We start from the raw sequence: 21,432 nt of genomic DNA on the forward strand, positions 1-21,432 counted from the left end.
TCTTGCTCATCCTCTAAACGAATTAGACGAACACCTTGTGTGTTACGTCCCATTTGAGAGATTTGATCAACTGGCATACGAATAATAACGCCTGCCGCTGTAATTAGCATGATGTCTTCTTCACCTGTTACAGACTTAACTGCTACTAATTTACCGTTCTTATCTGTAATGTTACAAGTCTTCAGACCTTTACCGCCACGACTTTGTAGACGATATTCATCAATCGGTGTACGCTTTCCGTAACCATTTTTCGTTACAATTAGAACATTTACATCCTCTTCGACAATTTCCATGCCTACGACTTGATCTTCATCACCTAATGTAATTGCTTTTACACCAGCCGCATTACGTCCCATAGAACGTACATCTTGCTCGTTAAAGCGAATTAACATACCGTTGCTTGTTCCTACAATAATATCCTTATCACCAGATGTTAAACGTACAGATATTACTTCATCCTCTTCACGAAGAGAGATTGCAATTAAACCATTCGTACGTATATTCGCAAATGATGAAAGTGGTGTTCTCTTAGAAATACCTTGTTTTGTTGTGAAGAATAAGAATTCATCGTCACCAAATTCCCGAATTGGAATAATGGCGTTGATCCATTCACCCTTATCTACACCTAATAGGTTAATAATCGGTATACCTTTTGCTGTACGGCTATACTCTGGGATTTCATATCCTTTCGTACGGTATACTTTACCCTTATTAGTGAAGAATAAAATATGATCATGCGTAGAAGTAGTTAATAAATGCTCTACGAAATCATCATCATTTGTTCCCATTCCTTGCACACCACGTCCACCACGGTTCTGTGTTTTGTACGTAGAAGCTGGCAACCTCTTAATATAACCATTATGAGTTAACGTAATAGCGATGTTTTGCTCTGGAATCAAATCTTCATCTTCAATAAATTCCATGCCACCAATTGTAATTTCCGTTCGTCTCTTATCATTGAAGCGCTCTTTAACTTCCGTTAGTTCTTCACGAATAATCTCAAGAACTTTCTCTTCATCTGCTAAGATTGCTTTTAATTCAGCGATTAACTTCATTAAGTCTTGATATTCTTGCTCAATTTTTTCACGTTCTAATCCTGTTAAACGTTGCAGACGCATATCTAAAATTGCTTGTGCTTGTTTCTCACTTAAACCGAAACGTTCCATTAAGCCTTGCTTTGCAATATCTGCTGTTTTCGAACTACGAATTAACGTAATAACTTCATCAAGATGATCTAGAGCAATTCGTAATCCTTCTAAAATATGAGCACGCGCCTCTGCTTTTTCTAATTCATAAGCAGTACGTCGACGAATTACTACCTTCTGATGCTCCAAGTAATGATATAAATTTTGTTTTAAATTCAACACTTGTGGCTCTCCATTTACAAGAGACAACATATTAATACCGAAACTTGTTTGAAGTGCTGTATGTTTATATAGATTATTTAATAGTACATTGGCATTGGCATCACGGCGTACTTCCATAACAATACGCATACCGTTTCGATCTGACTCATCACGTAAATCCGTAATACCTTCGATTTTCTTATCACGAACTAATTCTGCAATTTTTTCAATTAATCGCGCCTTATTCACTTGATAAGGTAGTTCAGTTACGAGAATAGATTGTTTACCATTTGACTTCTCTTCAATTTCAACTTTAGCTCGAAGCATAATAGAGCCTCTACCTGTTTCATATGCTCTTCGAATCCCACTTCGTCCCAAAATTAAACCTGCTGTTGGAAAATCTGGTCCTGGAATAAACTCCATTAATTCAGCAATCGTAATATCGGGGTTATGGCTTAGTGCCAATACACCATCAATTACTTCACCGAGTTGATGCGGCGGAATATTTGTTGCCATACCAACCGCAATACCCGTCGTACCATTCACTAATAAATTAGGGAAACGCGCTGGCAATACAATTGGCTCTCTTTCAGAACCATCATAGTTATCTTGATAATCAATCGTATTTTTTGAAATATCACGTATTAATTCCATAGAAATCTTAGACATTCTTGCTTCTGTATAACGCATTGCTGCTGCTGAATCACCATCAACAGAACCGAAGTTACCATGCCCATCAACAAGCATATAACGTTGGCTAAAATCTTGCGCCATACGTACCATCGTCTCATAAACAGCTGAATCACCGTGAGGGTGATACTTACCGATTACTTCACCGACAATACGTGCTGATTTCTTATACGCTTTATCAGCTGTAATTCCTAAATCATTCATCGCATATAAAACCCTACGATGCACAGGTTTTAATCCATCACGAACATCTGGTAATGCACGAGATACGATAACACTCATTGCGTAATCTAAAAATGAGGTACGCATTTCATGACTAATATTAATTTCTCGAATTCGTGCTTGTTGTTGATTGTCTGACATCAACGAGCACCTCCTCTTACATTTCCGTTACACATACATTGATTTATATGTAGAAGACAGGAATACTTAGATTCCTGTCATTACTCATTTAAATATCAAGGTTTTTCACGTATTTTGCATTTTCTTGGATAAAGTTACGACGTGGCTCTACTTTATCTCCCATTAAAATTTCAAATGTTTCATCCGCTTCAATTGCATCTTGAAGAGAAACTTGAAGTAATGAACGTACTTCTGGGTCCATTGTTGTCTCCCATAACTGAGTTGGATTCATTTCCCCTAGACCTTTATAACGCTGAATCCCTGGCTTAGGTTGTGCTGGTAATTCCGCTAAGATTTTTTCAAGTTCTTTATCATTATAAGCATATTGAATTTTCTTACCTTGTTGTACTTTAAACAAAGGTGGCTGTGCGATATATATATAACCGCACTCAATTATTTGACGCATATAACGATAGAAGAACGTTAATAATAGGGTACGAATATGTGCACCATCAACATCGGCATCGGTCATAATAATAACTTTATGATAACGTGCTTTTTCAATATCGAAGTCTCCGCCGATATTTGTACCGATCGCTGTAATAATTGTACGAACTTCATCATTTGATAAAATCTTATCTAAGCGTGCCTTTTCAACATTAATAATTTTACCCTTCAGCGGTAAAATCGCTTGGAAATGACGATCGCGCCCTTGTTTTGCAGATCCACCCGCAGAGTCACCCTCTACGATATAAATTTCACTAATTGCTGGATCTTTAGAAGAACAGTCTGCCAATTTCCCTGGTAAACTTGAAACTTCTAAAGCACTCTTTCGGCGAGTTAACTCACGAGCCTTTTTAGCTGCTACACGCGCACGCGCTGCCATCGTACCTTTATCTATAATTTTACGTGCAACATTGGGATTTTCCAGTAAGAACTTTTCAAATGCCTCTGAGAATACTGACTCTGTAATTGTTCTTGCTTCGCTATTTCCAAGTTTCGTCTTCGTTTGTCCTTCGAATTGTGGATTCGGATGTTTAATTGACACAATTGCCGTTAAACCTTCACGAACATCTTCACCGGTTAAATTACTATCCGCATCTTTTAAAATATTATTTTTACGACCATAATCGTTGATCACGCGAGTTAAGGCTGTTTTAAATCCTACCTCATGTGTACCACCTTCATACGTATGAATATTATTCGTAAATGAGTAAATATGATTTGTATATCCTTCGTTATATTGAAGCGCAACTTCAACCTGAATACCGTCTTTTGACCCTTCTACATATACAGGTTCTTCATGAATTGGCTGTTTTGAACGATTTAAATGTTCAACATATGATTTAATTCCACCTTCATAGTGAAACTCTTTCTTTTGCTTATGTTCACGCTTATCTTCAATTGTTAATTTAATATTACGATTTAAAAATGCCAGCTCACGCATACGAGTCGCTAACGTATCAAATTCATATTCTGTCGTTTCTTTAAAAATCTCTGGGTCCGGCTTAAAGCGAGTTATTGTTCCAGTTTTATCTGTATCACCGATGACTTTTAAATCTGCAGCTGGAATACCTCTTTCATACTTTTGATAATGGATTTTTCCATCACGATGTACAAATACTTCTAGTTCTGTTGATAAGGCATTTACAACAGATGCACCAACACCATGCAAACCACCAGAAACCTTGTAACCACCACCGCCAAATTTACCTCCGGCGTGAAGGACAGTCATGATAACTTCTACTGCAGGACGTCCCATTTTTTCTTGTATACCAACTGGAATACCACGTCCATTATCCGTTACAAGAATACTATTATCTTCTTCGATACTAACGTTAATTTCATCACAATACCCTGCAAGTGCTTCATCAATACTATTATCGACAATTTCCCACACAAGATGGTGAAGTCCTTTTCCACTTGTAGATCCAATATACATCCCAGGGCGTTTTCGAACTGCTTCTAGTCCTTCAAGTACCTGTATCTGACTTTCATCATACGAATTTTCTTCCATTTGTTTTTGTTCCATTGACACAAAGATCACCTACTTTTCCATTTAAACAGGGATTACGCCCTATCTATTTCACAATCTACCGTGCCGTTCGTTACATGAATTGTTTTCGCTTCTTTTAATGTTTCGTGTTCAATTCCGTCGACACTCGTCGTTGTCACAAATGTTTGCACTTTTCCTTGAATTGTATTTAACAGATGCGATTGACGATAATCATCTAATTCTGATAATACATCATCCAATAAAAGAATCGGATATTCCTTAACTTCTGAGTAAATCAATTCAATTTCAGCTAATTTTAGGGACAGTGCGGTCGTTCGTTGTTGTCCTTGCGAACCAAAGACTTGAACATTTTTACTATTAACGAAGAATTGTAAATCATCACGATGAGGACCAATTAAAGTCGTACCACGGAAAATCTCACGTTGTTTCACAGATTGAAAATTTTCATAGTATACTTCTTTTATTTTCGACAAATCCATTGATTCTGATACATCTACGCTTGGTTTATAGACAATTTCTAATTCTTCTAATCCACGGCTTATACCGCGATGAATTGGAGCTGCCCATTCTTGTAGTAAATGCAAAAATTCAAACCGTTTTTGCAATATTTTTGTACCATGCTCAATAAGTTGAAGTGTAAATACATCCAACATCGTTTCCTCATTCTTACTATTCCCTTGCATTTTTTTCAGCAAGTGATTTCGTTGCGTGAGCACCTTTTGATATTGACTCAATTCATACAAATAGACTGGAGCTATTTGGCCTAATTCCATATCTAAAAAGCGTCTTCTTACTTGAGGGCTTCCTTTTACAAGATTTAAATCTTCTGGGGCAAACATGACAACATTCATCATGCCAATATATTGACTCAATTTTTGTTGTTCAAGTTGATTTAATTTTGCCTTTTTACCTTTTTTCGAAATATTTAATTCCAAAGACAAAGAACTATTTCTCTTTTGTAATTTCCCTTTAATTTGACCGAAATCTTCATCCCAGCGGATAAGCTCGCGATCATTAGAGGTTCTATGAGATTTCGCCATCGCTAAAACATAAATAGCTTCCATCAAATTCGTTTTCCCTTGCGCGTTTTCACCGATAATTACATTTACTTTATCTTCAAAGGAAAGCTCTAACTTTTCATAATTGCGATAGTTTTTTAATTGTATTTCTGAAATAAACAAAGGGCTCCCCCTTTATGCCTGAACTTGGAAACTTCCGCTTCCTGGAATTTCAATAATATCGTTCGCATATAGTTTGCGACCTCTTCTATTTTCAAGTTCTTGATTCACGTACACTTCATATTCTTGTAAAAACCATTTTACAGCGCCACCTGTATCAATTACATCGGCTAACTTTAAAAATTGTCCTAGTGTAATATACTCTGTTGAAATTTTAATACGTTTCATAAAATCGCTCACTTTCTGAAAGTGTTCATTCTTTCATTGTACTAAATAAACTAACATTAGGAAAGTAATACCCAAAAATCAAATAAGGGCCACTAGCATCTGAAAACTAGCAACCCTTACTTCTTACTTAGTAAGTACGAACAGGTAAAATTAATTGAATAATGGACTCATCATTTACTGTACGAATTAAGAATGGTCTCATTGCGCCAGTAAAGCTAATTTTAATTTCAGTACTATCTAAGGCTTTTAGTGCATCCATCATATATTTTGCACTAAAAGATATTTTTAACTCTTCCCCATCTACTTTTTCACATTGAACTTCTTCTACTACTTTCCCGATTTCTGGTGAATTCGAAGAAATTTCCAGCATTTCCTGTTCTAAAGTTGATAATTTTACAACATTATTACGACCATCTCTTGCTAATAGAGATGCACGATCAATTGCTTGTAAAAATTCTTTTGTATTTACAAAAATATCTGTTTTACTCTCGGCTGGAATTAAACGAGTTGTATCAGGATAATTCCCTTCTAATAATCTTGAGAAGAATAATAAATGTTTTGTACGGAATAATACTTGATACTCCGTAATAACGATATCTACCATTTCTTCAGACTCATCTAGAATTTTGCTTAATTCATTTAAGCTTTTACCAGGGATAACAACATTTGCTTGGAATTCATCTGCAATGTTATATCCTTCGATTTTTGCTTTTCGAAGAGCCAACCTGTGACTATCTGTAGCAATGCAAGTTAATTCGCTGTTATATACCTTCCAGTTTACACCTGTCAAGATCGGTCTTGTTTCAGAAGTGGAAACTGCGAATACAGTTTGTCTGATCATATGTTTTAGTAAATCTGTTGGAATCTTAAAAACATGATGTTCTTCAATTTGTGGTAACAATGGATATTCAGCAGAATCTAAACCATTTAAATTAAACTCTGACTTTCCAGAAGTTATTTTTGTCATAAAATGATTTTCCACTGAAATTTCGACAGTCTCTTTAGGTAATTTTTTTACAATCTCACTAAAATATTTTGCTTGTAAAACAATACTGCCTGATTGTGCTACTTCTACGATTTCTTTTCCATCTTCTTCAACTGGGATAAAAGATTCGATAGAAATATCCGCATCGCTTCCTGTTAACGTAACTCCTTCTTCCGTAGCGACAACTTTAATTCCTGTAAGGATCGGAATTGTTGTACGAGAAGAAACTGCCTTCATTACATCTTGTACACTTCTTACAAGATAGTCTTTTTGTATTGTAAAACGCATAAAGAAAAACCTCCGGTAAGTATAAGATTTTATTTAATTAATAAAGATAAAAAAATAGTAGTAATAGTAGTAGGGCTTGTGGATATGTGGATAACTCCGTTGAAGGATGTAAAAACAGTCTATCTACATGTGGATAGACTGTGCGTAAAACAAGGAAAGTTATTCACACTATTCAGCTACTACTTTAAAATATCGTTAATTTCTTCAACTTGCTTTTGTAATTGCGTATCTGTTTTAAGCAGCTTAGAAATTTTTTCATGGGCATGGATAACTGTTGTATGATCACGTCCACCGAATTCTTCACCTATTTTAGGTAAGGAGGAGTCTGTAAGTTCGCGTGATAAATACATTGCAATTTGGCGAGGGAAGGCAACTGATTTTGTTCGCTTTTTCGCCTTGAAATCTTCCAGTTTTATTTGGTAAACATCCCCGACAGCCTTTTGAATATCATAAATAGAGATAATTTTTGGTTTAGAATTTGGAATAATATCTTTAAGTGCCTCAGCAGCTAAATCAGCATTAATATCTTTGTTAATTAAAGATGAATAAGCTACAACTCGGATGAGTGCACCTTCTAGTTCACGAATATTTGAATCGATTTGATTTGCAATATAAAGCATAACCTCATTTGGTATATCGAGTCCTTCAGCCTTTGCTTTTTTACGTAAAATTGCAATTCGTGTTTCTAAATCTGGTGGCGTAATATCCGTAATGAGTCCCCATTCAAAGCGAGAACGAAGACGATCTTCTAAAGTTGGAATTTCTTTTGGTGGCCGATCACTTGAAATTACAATTTGTTTACTTTCTTCGTGTAATGCATTGAATGTATGGAAAAACTCTTCTTGAGTTTGTTCTTTTCCTGCTAGAAATTGAATATCATCTATCAATAAAACATCTACATTGCGGTATTTATTACGAAAATCGACCGCTTTATTATCACGAATAGAATTAATGAACTCATTTGTAAATTTTTCTGATGATAAATATACAACCTTCGCGTTTGGGTTATGTTCAATTACATAATGACCAATTGCATGCATTAAATGGGTCTTTCCAAGTCCAACTCCCCCATAAATAAAGAGGGGATTATATGCTTTAGCTGGCGCTTCAGCTACGGCCAATGAAGCAGCGTGGGCAAAACGGTTACCAGAGCCAATAACAAATGTATCAAACGTATATTTTGGATTTAGCATACTCTGTGGTAAATGATTAGAATCATCCTGTGCTGAATTTGGTTTAGAAGGAGGAAGATCAATCTCCTCTTCAGCTTGACTTTGGGGAATAATAAAGCGAATAGCTAACTTTGCCCCTGTTAAATCATAAAGTGTTTCCGAAATTAGCTCTGAATAATGAGATTCTAACCAATCACGAGCGAATTCATTTGGAGCTGTAATTGTTAATACGTCTTTCTTTAAATTATGTGCAGTTGTTGATTTTAACCATGTTTCATAACTAGGTTTACTGACCTTTTTTTCTAGTTCTTTTAAGGCGCTGTTCCATAAATCAGAGATGTTTTCCAAAGGTGTCCCTCCTTTACTAAGATGGTAAAAGAATAAGGTTGCGCAACAAATGTACAACCTAAATAAATATAAAATGTATATTTATACGAAACGTATTTTAAAACCTAAAAACGTCGTTTGTATATGAGATAGGGTTTTCGACAAAAAAAGTAAATGTGGATAATCATTTACCCACATGTGATTAAAACTGTCCACATGTTATACACAAATTGTGGATAAGATAAAGATGTGGAAAACTTATTCAAAGTGAAAACACAACTATAATATCAAAAAAAAGTAGCTATAGCAATGAAATTAAGAAAGTTATCCACAAAATCAATACCTTGTGGAATAAACTTGTCCACAACACGATATACTGTGTAAAAGTACGAAAAGAGTTTGTGGATATAAAAAACAAGAAAAAACATTTATCCACAAGGAAATATGGGGTCTGTGAAAAAGTATGTGAATAGGTTCAAAATGAATATTTGATGAAAATTTCAAGAACCATTGACATTTTCCTAGTTGATTAACTATAATTTATAAGACTGTCTTTAACAGATATTCCTCAGGGAGGTGTCATATAATGAAAAGAACTTACCAACCAAATAAACGTAAGCGCAGCAAAGTACATGGTTTCCGCAGCCGTATGAGCACAGCGAACGGACGTAAAGTGCTAGCAGCTCGTCGTCGTAAAGGAAGAAAAGTATTATCTGCGTAGACCACTGATCGTTCAGTGGTCTTTTTTTCTAATAATAGTGAATTTCCGCTGATGAACTACAGGAGTGTCAATTGATATGAAGAAAAAACATCGTATAAAAAAGAATGATGAATTCCAGACGGTTTTTCAAAAAGGAAAATCTTATGCGAATCGTCAGCTTGTTGTCTATCAACTAGATAAAGAAGGACAGCCAAACTTTCGTATTGGCCTTTCTGTCAGCAAGAAAATAGGAAATGCAGTAGTGCGTAACCGAATTAAACGTATGATTCGCCAGTCGATCACAGAATTAAAAGATGAGATAGATTCTGGAAAAGATTTTGTTATAATAGCAAGGAAGCCTTGTGCAGAGATGACATATGAAGAATTAAAGAAAAGCTTAATTCATGTCTTTAAACGCTCTGGTATGAAAAGAATAAAAAAGTAGCGTAAGGAAATGAATTACACTATATACATACCGATACAAGGAGGAGTAGGCTTTGAAAAAGAAATTAGGTTTACTAGCCATGGTTATTGCATTAATGGCGATTACTGCTGGCTGTAGTGAAGTAAAACAGCCAATTACACCAAAAAGCACTGGAATTTGGAATGAATACTTCGTATACCCGCTTTCTCAGTTAATTACGTATTTTGCCAACTTATTTGGTAGTAATTACGGTTTAGCAATCGTTGTTACGACTCTTATTATTCGTTTTGCATTATTACCATTAATGATTAAACAAACAAAGAGTACGAAAGCAATGCAAGCGTTACAACCAGAAATGGTGAAGTTAAAAGAGAAATATAGCTCTAAAGATCAAGCAACACAGCAGAAACTACAACAAGAAATGATGCAGTTATATCAAAAAAATGGTGTAAACCCATTAGCAGGATGTTTACCAATCTTTGTTCAGATGCCTATTTTATTCGCGTTTTACCATGCGATTATGAGAACAGCAGAAATTAGTAAGCATACATTTTTATGGTTCGACTTAGGACAGGCAGATCCGTACTATATCTTACCGGTTGTTGCGGCAATTACGACATTTATTCAGCAAAAGCTTGCAATGGCAGGAACAGCTGGTCAAAACCCGCAAATGGCAATGATGATTTGGCTTATGCCAATTATGATTTTAGTCTTTGCAATTAACTTCCCAGCTGCATTATCACTTTACTGGGTTGTTGGTAATATCTTTGGTATCGCTCAAATGTACTTGATCAAGGGGCCAGAAATTAAGGCTAGTAAGGCAGGAGGATCAAGCAAGTGAGTATAATTACTGCTAAAGGACAAACAGTCGAGCTGGCAGTACAAGATGCTTTAAGGCAACTAAATGTTTCAAAAGACCGAGTAGATATAAATATTATCGATGAGGGTAAAAGAGGGTTCTTAGGTTTATTTGGGAATCGACCTGCAGTAGTAGAAGTTGTATTGAAGAAAGATCCAATTCATGAATGTGAAGAATATTTAAAAAATGTTATTCACGATATGGGTGTGGAAACTGAGATTAGTAAAATTGTAAAAGGACGCGAAGTTGAATTTACAATTTCTGGCGAAAATATAGGTGTTTTGATTGGAAAAAGAGGAAACACCTTGAATTCTTTACAGTATTTAACAAAACTTGTGGCGAATCGTAATACGAAGCAGTATATTGGTATCACACTAGATGCTGAGAATTATCGTAGTAAAAGAAAAGGTACATTAGAAGCACTTTCTTATCGATTAGCAAAACAAGTAGTAAGTACGAAAAAAAGAGTTGTATTGGAGCCTATGCCATCTTTTGAACGAAAGATTATCCACCAAGCATTATCTAATCATCAAAATATCATTACAACTTCTGAAGGAAAAGAACCACATCGACATGTTGTAATATCTTCCAAGTGACCGGTTACTCAATTGAGTGCCGGTTTTTTTGAGGGAAAAATAGATGTGGATAACTAAAAAACACTAAACTTATCCACTGTGAATAAGTTTAGTGTTTTTCACATGAGGACATAATAAAATGAGTTATTATTCTTTTGTAGATAGGTTCGTTATGGTATTCTAATAATTTAGTGAAGAAAATAATCATGTTGAAATAGAGATAAATAAGCAAGTGAGGTGAAAGGACATGGAATTTGATACAATTGCTGCGATTTCCACGGCGCTTGGAGAGGGTGCAATTGCCATTGTTCGAGTAAGTGGGGATGATGCGGTTGAAAAAGTTAATCGTATTTTTAAAGGGAAGGATTTAACAGAGGTTCCTTCGCACACAATTCATTATGGTCATATCGTTGATTTAGATACAAATCAGGTTATTGAAGAAGTGATGGTGTCTATTATGCGTGCACCAAGGACTTTTACACGTGAAAATATAGTAGAAATTAACTGTCATGGCGGACTTGTTTCAGTAAATAAAGTATTGCAACTTATTTTAGCGCAAGGAGTACGATTAGCGGAGCCTGGTGAATTTACGAAACGTGCTTTTTTAAATGGTCGTATTGATTTATCACAAGCAGAGGCTGTTATGGACTTAATCCGCGCAAAAACAGATCGTGCAATGAACGTAGCAATTAATCAAATGGAAGGGCGTTTATCTAAATTAATTGGCCGTCTGCGTCAGGACATATTAGAAACGTTAGCTCATGTTGAGGTAAACATAGATTACCCAGAATATGATGATGTGGAAGAAATGACACATAATATTTTAATTGAGAAAGCTACACATGTTCGTACTGAAATTGCAAAAATATTAGAAACATCGAAGCAAGGAAAGATTTTACGTGAAGGTATTGCTACTGCAATCATCGGTAGACCTAACGTTGGGAAATCATCGCTATTGAATAGTCTCGTTCAGGAGAAAAAGGCAATTGTAACCGATATTGCAGGAACAACTCGTGATGTTATTGAAGAGTACGTTAATGTGCGTGGTGTACCACTTAAACTTATAGATACAGCCGGAATTCGTGAAACAGAAGATGTTGTGGAACGAATTGGTGTAGAGCGCTCAAAAGAAATGATGAGCCAAGCTGATTTAGTGTTAGTTGTCGTTAATTATAGCGAAGCTTTAACGAATGAGGATGAAGATCTATTCCGTGCTGTACAAGGAAAAGATTTCATTGTTATTGTAAATAAGACAGATTTACCGCAAGCAATCAATATGGAACGTATTACAGAATTGGCAGCGGGAAATCGTGTTATTACAACATCGTTAATTGAGGAACAAGGAATAGATGAACTTGAACAGGCAATAGCTGATTTATTCTTTGAAGGAACAATTGATTCTGCAGATGTGACATATGTTTCTAACGCGAGACATATTGGATTATTAACACAAGCAGGAAAAACAATTGGAGATGCAATTGAGGCGATAGAAAATGGTGTTCCAATTGATATGGTGCAAATTGATTTAACAAGAACGTGGGAAATACTTGGTGAAATTACTGGTGACACAGTCCATGAGAGCCTAATTGACCAGTTGTTCTCTCAATTTTGTTTAGGAAAATAATATAGAGATGTTTTAGAAAGATAGAGATTATTAGGAGGAATAAACAATGGGATACAATGCCGGTTCATACGATGTCATAGTAATCGGTGCAGGTCATGCAGGATGTGAAGCTGGTCTTGCGGCAGCACGAATGGGCTCCAAAACATTAATGTTAACAATTAACTTAGATATGGTAGCGTTTATGCCATGTAACCCTTCTGTTGGTGGACCAGCAAAAGGGATTGTTGTTCGTGAAATTGATGCATTAGGCGGAGAAATGGGACGCAACATTGATAAAACATATATTCAAATGCGTATGTTAAATACAGGTAAAGGACCAGCTGTACGTGCACTTCGAGCACAAGCAGATAAGTTCTCTTACCAGCATGAATTAAAGAAAACAATTGAAGAAACACCAAACTTAACGTTGTTCCAAGGAATGGTAGAGCGTTTAATCGTTGAAGATGGCGAATGTAAAGGGGTAATTACGCAAGCTGGTGCTGAATATACAGCAAAAACTGTTGTAATTACGACTGGAACATTTTTACGTGGTGAGATTATTATGGGAGATTTAAAATATTCGAGCGGTCCGAATAATCAACAACCATCTATTACTTTATCTGAACATTTAGAGGAGCTTGGATTTGATCTTGTTAGATTTAAAACAGGTACACCTCCGCGTGTAAATAGTAATACGATTGATTACAGTAAAACAGAAATTCAGCCAGGTGATGATAAACCACGAGCTTTCTCTTTTGAAACGACAAAATTTATTATGGATCAAATTCCATGTTGGTTGACGTATACAAGTACGGAAACACATCGTTTAATAGATGAAAACTTACATCGCTCAGCTATGTATTCTGGTATGATTAAGGGAACAGGACCTAGATATTGTCCTTCGATTGAAGACAAAGTAGTAAGGTTTAATGATAAACCACGTCATCAAATTTTCTTAGAGCCAGAAGGACGTAATACACAAGAAGTGTATGTACAAGGTTTATCCACAAGCTTACCAGAAGATGTGCAACGTGATATGCTTAGAACAATACCTGGCCTAGAAAACGTTGAAATGATGCGTACAGGTTATGCAATTGAATATGATGCAATCGTGCCAACACAACTATGGCCGACACTTGAAACGAAAAAAATCAAAAATTTATATACAGCAGGACAAATTAATGGAACTTCTGGTTACGAAGAGGCGGCAGGACAAGGGCTTATGGCTGGGATTAATGCAGCATGTCGTTCTTTAGGTAAAAAAGAAGTTATTTTAGGTCGCGCAGATGCTTATATTGGTGTCTTAATTGATGATCTTGTAACGAAAGGTACAAATGAACCATATCGTTTATTAACGTCTCGTGCAGAATATCGCCTATTATTACGCCACGATAATGCTGATCTACGTTTAACTGAAGTTGGTCGTGAAATTGGATTAATTAAAGAAGAGCGCTACGAGCGATTTACAAATAAAAAATTACAAATTGAACAGGAAAAGGAACGTTTAGGAAGCATTATTATTAAACCACGTCCTGAAGTTCAAGAATTAATTCGTAGTATTGGCGGAAGTGAATTGAAAGATGGAATACGTGCAAGTGATTTATTACGTCGTCCAGAGATGACATATGAGCATATTCATCTTTTAGTACCAAGTGAAGTAGAATTAAGTGATGAAATTACAGAACAAGTTGAAATTCAGATTAAGTACGAAGGATATATCGAAAAATCTTTACAGCAAGTAGAGCGTATGAAGAAAATGGAAAACAAAAAAATCCCTGTGGATATTGATTATGATGCAATTTCTAGTCTTGCCTCAGAAGCTAGACAGAAATTGAAAGATGTTCGTCCACTTTCAATGGGTCAGGCTTCACGTATTTCTGGCGTAAATCCAGCGGATGTTTCCATCTTGCTTGTTTATATTGAACAAGGAAAAATTGCGCGAGTATCGAACCAATAAATAGTAAGGAGATATTGTTAGATGAACATAGAACAATTTCAATCTATGCTAGAAGAGAAGGGTATCATCCTCTCTTCTAGACAGTTAGAGCAGTTCGAAATCTACTTCGAAACATTAGTAGAGTGGAATGAAAAAATGAACTTAACGGCTATTACGGAGAAAGAAGAAGTATATTTAAAACACTTTTTTGATTCCATTACCGCTGCTTTCTATTATGATTTTTCAAAACCATTCTCAATTTGTGATGTTGGTGCAGGAGCTGGCTTCCCAAGTATTCCTTTAAAAATCTGTTTCCCGCACTTAAAAGTGACAATTGTAGATTCATTGCAAAAACGTATTAACTTCTTAAATCATTTAGCACAAAAATTGGGATTAAGTGACGTTGCGTTTTGTCACGATCGTGCTGAAACATTTGGGAAAAAAGAAGGTGTACGTGAATCGTACGATATTGTAATGGCACGTGCAGTTGCGCGTCTTTCGGTATTAAGTGAATTATGTTTACCACTTGTAAAAGTTGGGGGAACATTCATTGCAATGAAAGGTGCCGCAGCAAATGAAGAAATTGAAAATGGCAAGTATGCTTTAGAGGTGCTAGGCGGGAATTTAAAAGAAATGTCTACGTTCCAATTACCGTTTGAAGAAAGTGAACGTAATATTTTATTAATCGAGAAAAAGCGCAAGACACCAAAGAAATATCCACGCAAACCGGGAACACCCAATAAATTACCTATTGAAAAATAAATCTTATTAGACGTAAGATTAAATTATATAAATGAAAACGTAAATGTTTCATAGGAAACATTTTATGGAGAATAGTCAATAGGCCTAAAAGGTGGTGGAATATGTATGAAAAATACGTTTTCTCGTTTATTTGGCTTTGGAGATAAAGAGAGCGAATTCGAATTACAAGACGAAAGCCATGAAGAAATAGATAAAAAGGTATATGAAGAAATACAGGAAATTCCGATAGTAAATATTACCCCTAACCGTTATCAACCACGAACAGTTTTTGATGATGCGCGTATTGAAGAGCTAGCATTAACGATTCGTACACACGGACTGATTCAGCCAATTGTTGTGAGGCAATATGAGGATGATAAGTACGAGATTATCGCTGGAGAAAGGCGTTTCCGTGCGGCAACAAAGTTAGGGTGGGAAAAGGTACCTGCAATTATAAAGAACTTAAATGATACAGAGACAGCTTCTGTAGCTTTAATTGAAAACTTGCAGCGTGAGGAACTAACAGCAATCGAGGAAGCTGTGGCATATCAAAAGCTAATTGAGTTACATAATTTAACACAAGAAGCATTGGCACAACGACTTGGAAAAGGACAATCCACAATCGCAAATAAGTTGCGATTGTTAAAGTTGCCTGAAGAAATAAAAGGTGCGTTATTAGAAAAAAGTATTACAGAACGCCATGCCCGTGCGCTCATTCCTTTAAAGAATGAGGAATTACAACTGAAGGTTTTACAGGAAATTGTGGAGAAACAACTGAATGTAAAGCAAACAGAGGAACGAATTGCGAAATTACTAGAGGAAGCAAAACCGAAGCGTAAGGCGAAGCAAAAAGCAGTAAGTCGAGATACGAGAATCGCCATGAATACAATTAGGCAGTCATTACAAATGGTTGCTGACAGTGGTTTAAATGTTAATTCTGAGGAAGAAGAATTTGATGAGTACTATCAAATTACAATTAAAATTCCGAAGAAAAAATAATAATGGCATGTTAGAGACCTTATCCTATTGGATAGGTCTCTTTTACTATATTTTCTTGTTAGATGAAGAAGGAGTTTAGAAATAAATTTTGAAGTTTAATAAGGACGTAAAAGAAAAACTTTTATTTCATGTTACAATAAACGTAATTGTTACTAGAATAAGATAGAAAGGTTGAAAGTAGGTGACATCATGGGAAAAATCATTGCTATTGCCAATCAAAAAGGTGGCGTTGGGAAAACAACAACATCTGTTAATTTAGGGGCTGGATTGGCACAAGTAGGTAAGAAGGTCCTTCTTGTAGATATTGATGCTCAAGGAAATGCAACGACTGGTGTGGGAATTGAAAAATCCGAATTAGATCAATGTATTTACAACGTTCTTGTGGAAGATGCAGATGTTCAAGGGGTTGTACGGAAAACCGCAACTGAAAACTTAGATGTTCTACCCGCTACAATTCAATTGGCAGGTGCTGAAATTGAATTGGTACCGACTATTTCCCGGGAAGTACGTTTGCAAAGGGCATTACAGTCAGTTCGTGATGAATATGATTATATTATTATCGACTGTCCCCCGTCCTTAGGGTTATTAACGATTAATGCATTAACAGCAGCAGATTCTGTTATTATTCCTGTTCAATGCGAATATTACGCACTAGAAGGATTAAGTCAGCTATTAAATACAGTTCGACTTGTGCAAAAGCACTTAAATAAAAATCTAGCAATTCAAGGTGTATTGCTAACGATGTTGGATGCCCGTACAAATTTAGGGATTCAGGTTATAGATGAAGTGAAAAAATACTTTAGGGATAAAGTATACCGTTCGATTATTCCTCGTAATGTTCGTTTAAGTGAAGCACCAAGTCATGGGAAACCAATTATGCAGTATGACGCTAAATCAAGAGGGGCAGAAGTATATATAGATTTAGCAGAGGAAGTGATTGCAGGTGGCTAAAGGATTAGGAAGAGGAATCAATGTGTTTTTTCCTGATTTAGATGTGAAAGAAGAAGAGACAATTCAGGAGGTTGTGATAACTGAATTAAGACCGAATCCATATCAACCACGTAAACACTTTAATAAAGAGGCGATTCAGGAATTAGCGGCTTCTATTAAGGAACACGGTATATTGCAACCGTTAATTGCTAGAAAGAGTATTAAAGGATATGAAATTGTTGCAGGTGAAAGAAGATATCGTGCTGCCAAAGAGGCAGGACTCGAGAAGGTACCTGCTGTTGTAAGACAATTAAGTGAGCAACAAATGATGGAGTTTGCATTGCTTGAAAACTTACAACGAGAAGATTTAAATCCAATGGAAGAAGCAATGGCATATCAAATGTTAATGAATGAGCTAAATGTAACGCAAGAACAATTAGCGAAACGTCTTGGTAAGAGCAGACCTTACATTGCAAATTATACGCGGTTATTAAGCCTCCCCTCTTTTGTGCAAGATATGATTGCAAATGGTCAGCTTTCAATGGCTCATGGGAGAACTTTGCTTACGATAAAAGATGAAGAACAATTAAATTCTTTATTAAAACGAATCGAAAAAGAAGGATTAAATGTTCGTCAATTAGAGAAAATTGTTCAGGAGATTAATCAACGCGTTTCACGTGAAACAAAACAAGTGAAAAAAGAGAGAAACATATTTTTCGTAGAACGCGAAACGTTCTTAAGAGAAAAGTTTGGTACAGATGTGAAAATTAAAGAAACGAAAAGAGAAAAAGGTAAAATCGAAATTGAATTTTTTAATAAAGAAGATTTAAATCGTATTTTAGAATTGTTAGCACAGAAAAACTAAAAAGCAAACCATCTTATTATTTATAGATGGTTTGCTTTTTTTAATACAGATAGTTTTTGGTCGGTTTCTTTTATACTCTGCGCAATTACATCAGCCATTTTCATGACTAAACTTAGTCTTGTATTTTGCAGGACGAAAAACTCCATAAAACCATTTAGGTTTACGATGCCATGAATATGTAAATCACCAACTGCAGGTAATTTTTTATTCATTGCAGCTCCAGGCTTACTAGGCCCCATTCCGGTAGTGATGGAACCAATACTTTGAGACTTTCCTAAACAGGCATCAACCGCAATGATAAATGAAGTAGGATTATCTTTCTGTATATTCTGAATTTTCTCTTCTAAATTTAGCGCGTGTACTGGCTCATCTAGTGTGCCGAACACTTGGAAGTTTTTAATTCCTACTTGTTCTAGTTTCGTACCGACTAACGGACCGAGTGCATCGCCTGTAGAACGATCTGTGCCGATACAAATGAGAATAACCGGTATATTCGTTTTAATAGGGATATGGGCAAGTAAGAAGTTACTAATTGTCTCGGAGGCTTCTACGTCTTGGTGCATAACATTTTGAGTTTCTTTTTCGAAAAAAGGTAAGCGAAAACTTCCAATATTCATGAAGCATCCATCCTTTTAATAAATTTTCAAAATATGTTATATGGTGAGTAAAATGGAAAACTATAAGTGCGTAATTCCTGTAAAACTTGAGTGGAAACGGAAATAATAGTACTAGTATATATATATTCATTCCATTTTATACCTGTATGGAAGTTAACAAATGCAATTAAAGTCATAAAAATTTTTCAGCAATTAGGAGACTTCTGATACAATAAGAAGGATAACTAAAAAGAAATTTTGGCTGGAGAGGTAGAGGTACATGGATTTATTAACACAGTGGTTTAATGCCACGAAACAGTATTTATTAAATGCTGATCGTTGGGCTGATATTGGAACGGCGACATTGAAAATATGTATTATTTTAATAATCGGTGCAGTTGTGGTACGAGTTGCACGTGCAATTGTACGAAATGCGTTTCGCATGGGAAGCCGTTCACCAATTCAAATTTCAGAACGTCGTACAGTTACAGTAGCGAAGTTACTTGAAAATATTGTGGCATACGTTGTTATGTTCATTATGTTAATTGCGATTTTAGGTGTGTTTAATATTAATGCATCTGGTTTATTAGCGGGTGCCGGAGTAATTGGTTTAGCGGTCGGATTTGGTGCTCAAAGTTTGGTGAAAGATGTCATTACAGGATTATTTATTTTGTTAGAAGATCAATTTTCAGTCGGTGACTATGTAAAAATTGGTCAGTTTGAGGGAGTCGTTTTAGAAATTGGACTTCGTACAACAAAAGTAAAGAGTTGGACAGGCGAAATTCATACTTTACCAAACGGAAGTATTATTCAAGTTACGAACTATTCAGTTAGTAACAGTGTTGCATTTGTTGATGTATCTATTTCGTATGAGGCTGACATAGCGAAGGCGGAGCAAGTCATTGAAGAGTTATTAGAAGAATTACCTGCACAGTATGCGCAAATGGTAACAACGCCTCAGTTATTAGGTGTGCAAACATTGGCTGCATCGGAAGTTATATTACGTGTTATTGCGGAAGTAGAGCCGATGCAACATGCGGTTGTTGCAAGAGCACTTCGTAAAGAAATTAAAAATCGTCTAGATTTACATGGTATTGAAATTCCATATCCACGTATGGTTTTATATAATCGTGAAGAATTGGTGAGTGGAAAAGCAATTTAGTATGGAGAGGGGTTTGGAGAATGGAGCAAAAGCAGTATAACTTGTACGATGTTGTGGAAATGAAGAAAGCCCACCCATGTGGTGAGAATCGTTGGAAGATTATTCGTATGGGAATGGATATCCGCATTAAGTGCGAGGGATGTGACCATTCAGTAATGATTCCTCGAAGAGAGTTTGATCGTAAGGTGAAAAAAATACTTGTGAAGCACGAAGAATAGAGAGAAAGTAACAGTTGCAATGGGTAGCTGTTACTTTTTTTCGTTTGGAGGAAACTTGTCATTTTTTTCGTTACTATCTATAATGATGAAAGATTGAGACATAGGAGTGAAAAATATGGGATTAACGGCTGGGATTGTTGGATTACCTAACGTAGGGAAGTCCACTTTATTTAATGCAATTACACAAGCAGGAGCAGAATCTGCAAACTATCCATTCTGTACAATTGATCCAAACGTAGGAATTGTAGAAGTACCAGATGAGCGTTTAAATAAATTAACGGAATTAGTAGAACCGAAAAAAACTGTTCCGACTGTATTTGAGTTTACTGATATTGCAGGTATCGTAAAAGGTGCTAGTAAAGGTGAAGGTTTAGGAAATAAATTCTTATCTCATATTCGCCAAGTAGATGCAATTTGCCAAGTTGTTCGTTGTTTTGAAGACGAAAATATTACGCACGTTTCAGGGAAAGTAGATCCAATCGATGATATTGAAACAATCAACTTAGAGCTAATCTTAGCAGATTTAGAATCTGTTGATAAACGTATCGAGCGTGTTGCAAAATTAGCAAGACAAAAAGATAAAGAAGCAGTATATGAGCATGAAATTTTAGTGCGTTTAAAAGAAGCTTTCGAAGAGGGAAAACCGGCTCGTACTGTTGAATTTACAGAAGAGCAAATGAAGATTGTGAAGGGCCTTCATTTACTTACAACGAAAGAAATGTTATACGTAGCAAACGTAAGTGAAGATGATATTATGGATCCTTCTGAAAACAAATACGTACAAATGGTAAAAGAATTTGCTGCAAATGAAAATTCTCAAGTAATCGTTGTATGTGCAAAAATCGAATCAGAAATCGCTGAGTTAGACGAGGAAGAGAAAAAGGTATTCCTTGAAGAACTAGGCATTGAAGAATCTGGTTTAGATCAATTAATTCGTGCTGCATATGATTTATTAGGACTTGCTACATACTTCACAGCTGGTGTGCAAGAAGTACGTGCATGGACGTTTAAACAAGGTATGAAAGCACCACAATGTGCTGGTGTAATTCATACAGACTTTGAGCGTGGATTTATTCGTGCAGAAACAGTTTCTTATGATGATTTAATGACAAACGGTTCTATGACAGCTGCAAAAGAAGCTGGAAAAGTACGTTTAGAAGGAAAAGAGTATATCGTAAAAGACGGAGACGTTATGCACTTCCGCTTCAACGTTTAATTTAATATTTCCTAGGAAAAATAAAGATATGAGCT

20 protein-coding genes (1 of these 20 cut by a window edge) are annotated in these 21,432 nt (G+C 35.8%); 13 read left to right on the plus strand and 7 right to left on the minus strand.

Features of this window, described 5'->3' with window-relative positions:
* From gyrA to dnaA, 6 genes are all read right to left on the minus strand, one after another.
* On the minus strand, nucleotides 1-2,399 hold the 5' portion of the coding sequence (gyrA, locus tag ACUN28_RS01595) for a DNA gyrase subunit A (protein ID WP_016085333.1). Its footprint begins 73 nt before the window's first position; 2,399 of the gene's 2,472 nt are visible here — the first part of the coding sequence; it begins with the start codon at nucleotides 2,397-2,399; its stop codon lies off the left edge, out of view.
* An 88-nt stretch (nucleotides 2,400-2,487) separates the two neighbouring features.
* A complete protein-coding gene (gene gyrB / locus ACUN28_RS01600; protein WP_033659981.1) occupies nucleotides 2,488-4,410 on the minus strand; it encodes a DNA topoisomerase (ATP-hydrolyzing) subunit B in 1,923 nt (640 codons plus the stop codon).
* 38 nt (nucleotides 4,411-4,448) lie between these two features.
* Nucleotides 4,449-5,576: a DNA replication/repair protein RecF gene (recF, locus tag ACUN28_RS01605; protein WP_016085335.1), complete on the minus strand. Its 1,128-nt coding sequence runs from the start codon at nucleotides 5,574-5,576 to the stop codon at nucleotides 4,449-4,451.
* Nucleotides 5,577-5,588: 12 nt separating this feature from the next.
* Nucleotides 5,589-5,801, minus strand: a complete 213-nt coding sequence (gene yaaA, locus ACUN28_RS01610) for a S4 domain-containing protein YaaA (RefSeq protein WP_000821366.1) — start codon at nucleotides 5,799-5,801, stop codon at nucleotides 5,589-5,591.
* Nucleotides 5,802-5,928: 127 nt separating this feature from the next.
* Complete coding sequence (gene dnaN / locus ACUN28_RS01615) at nucleotides 5,929-7,074, minus strand: DNA polymerase III subunit beta (RefSeq protein WP_016085336.1); 1,146 nt, start codon at nucleotides 7,072-7,074, stop codon at nucleotides 5,929-5,931.
* Between the two features lie 179 nt (nucleotides 7,075-7,253).
* On the minus strand, nucleotides 7,254-8,594 hold the full coding sequence (gene dnaA, locus ACUN28_RS01620) for a chromosomal replication initiator protein DnaA (protein ID WP_016085337.1): 1,341 nt from the start codon (nucleotides 8,592-8,594) through the stop codon (nucleotides 7,254-7,256).
* Nucleotides 8,595-9,159: 565 nt separating this feature from the next.
* Here dnaA and rpmH point away from each other — a divergent pair.
* From rpmH to spo0J, 10 genes are all read left to right on the plus strand, one after another.
* Nucleotides 9,160-9,294, plus strand: coding sequence for a 50S ribosomal protein L34 (rpmH, locus tag ACUN28_RS01625; protein ID WP_000831901.1), 135 nt, complete (start codon nucleotides 9,160-9,162; stop codon nucleotides 9,292-9,294).
* A gap of 76 nt (nucleotides 9,295-9,370) precedes the next feature.
* On the plus strand, nucleotides 9,371-9,718 hold the full coding sequence (gene rnpA, locus ACUN28_RS01630) for a ribonuclease P protein component (RefSeq protein ID WP_016085338.1): 348 nt from the start codon (nucleotides 9,371-9,373) through the stop codon (nucleotides 9,716-9,718).
* A 52-nt stretch (nucleotides 9,719-9,770) separates the two neighbouring features.
* Nucleotides 9,771-10,538 carry a YidC family membrane integrase SpoIIIJ gene (spoIIIJ, locus tag ACUN28_RS01635; RefSeq protein ID WP_016085339.1) on the plus strand — a complete coding sequence of 256 codons (768 nt, stop codon included), beginning with the start codon at nucleotides 9,771-9,773 and terminating at the stop codon, nucleotides 10,536-10,538.
* Complete coding sequence (jag, locus tag ACUN28_RS01640) at nucleotides 10,535-11,152, plus strand: RNA-binding cell elongation regulator Jag/EloR (protein ID WP_016136951.1); 618 nt, start codon at nucleotides 10,535-10,537, stop codon at nucleotides 11,150-11,152. The genes spoIIIJ and jag overlap by 4 nt, the downstream gene beginning before the upstream one ends.
* Nucleotides 11,153-11,378: 226 nt before the next feature.
* Nucleotides 11,379-12,755, plus strand: coding sequence for a tRNA uridine-5-carboxymethylaminomethyl(34) synthesis GTPase MnmE (mnmE, locus tag ACUN28_RS01645; RefSeq protein ID WP_016085341.1), 1,377 nt, complete (start codon nucleotides 11,379-11,381; stop codon nucleotides 12,753-12,755).
* 46 nt (nucleotides 12,756-12,801) lie between these two features.
* Nucleotides 12,802-14,691 carry a tRNA uridine-5-carboxymethylaminomethyl(34) synthesis enzyme MnmG gene (gene mnmG, locus ACUN28_RS01650; RefSeq protein ID WP_016085342.1) on the plus strand — a complete coding sequence of 630 codons (1,890 nt, stop codon included), beginning with the start codon at nucleotides 12,802-12,804 and terminating at the stop codon, nucleotides 14,689-14,691.
* Between the two features lie 21 nt (nucleotides 14,692-14,712).
* Entirely contained in the window at nucleotides 14,713-15,432 is a 720-nt protein-coding gene (gene rsmG, locus ACUN28_RS01655) for a 16S rRNA (guanine(527)-N(7))-methyltransferase RsmG (protein ID WP_016085343.1), read from the plus strand.
* Between the two features lie 105 nt (nucleotides 15,433-15,537).
* Nucleotides 15,538-16,410 carry a nucleoid occlusion protein gene (gene noc, locus ACUN28_RS01660; protein WP_016085344.1) on the plus strand — a complete coding sequence of 291 codons (873 nt, stop codon included), beginning with the start codon at nucleotides 15,538-15,540 and terminating at the stop codon, nucleotides 16,408-16,410.
* Nucleotides 16,411-16,599: 189 nt separating this feature from the next.
* Nucleotides 16,600-17,361 carry a sporulation initiation inhibitor protein Soj gene (gene soj, locus ACUN28_RS01665; protein WP_016085345.1) on the plus strand — a complete coding sequence of 254 codons (762 nt, stop codon included), beginning with the start codon at nucleotides 16,600-16,602 and terminating at the stop codon, nucleotides 17,359-17,361.
* Nucleotides 17,354-18,205, plus strand: a complete 852-nt coding sequence (gene spo0J / locus ACUN28_RS01670) for a stage 0 sporulation protein Spo0J (protein ID WP_080117787.1) — start codon at nucleotides 17,354-17,356, stop codon at nucleotides 18,203-18,205. The genes soj and spo0J overlap by 8 nt, the downstream gene beginning before the upstream one ends.
* Nucleotides 18,206-18,225: 20 nt before the next feature.
* Here spo0J and yyaC read toward each other — a convergent pair whose 3' ends face one another.
* Nucleotides 18,226-18,822, minus strand: coding sequence for a spore protease YyaC (gene yyaC / locus ACUN28_RS01675; RefSeq protein WP_016085347.1), 597 nt, complete (start codon nucleotides 18,820-18,822; stop codon nucleotides 18,226-18,228).
* Nucleotides 18,823-19,081: 259 nt separating this feature from the next.
* On the opposite strand from yyaC, the gene ACUN28_RS01680 reads away from it, so the two are divergent.
* From ACUN28_RS01680 to ychF, 3 genes are all read left to right on the plus strand, one after another.
* Nucleotides 19,082-19,963, plus strand: coding sequence for a mechanosensitive ion channel family protein (locus ACUN28_RS01680; RefSeq protein WP_016085348.1), 882 nt, complete (start codon nucleotides 19,082-19,084; stop codon nucleotides 19,961-19,963).
* A gap of 20 nt (nucleotides 19,964-19,983) precedes the next feature.
* Nucleotides 19,984-20,181 (plus strand): DUF951 domain-containing protein, encoded by a 198-nt coding sequence (locus ACUN28_RS01685; protein ID WP_000436051.1) that lies wholly within the window; start codon nucleotides 19,984-19,986, stop codon nucleotides 20,179-20,181.
* Between the two features lie 115 nt (nucleotides 20,182-20,296).
* The gene (ychF, locus tag ACUN28_RS01690; RefSeq protein ID WP_000524664.1) at nucleotides 20,297-21,397 is read left to right on the plus strand and encodes a redox-regulated ATPase YchF; all 1,101 of its coding nucleotides are present in this window, start codon (nucleotides 20,297-20,299) and stop codon (nucleotides 21,395-21,397) included.
* The last annotated feature ends 35 nt before the right edge of the window (nucleotides 21,398-21,432 follow it).

The sequence above is a fragment of the Bacillus sp. WC2507 genome (genome assembly GCF_052656125.1).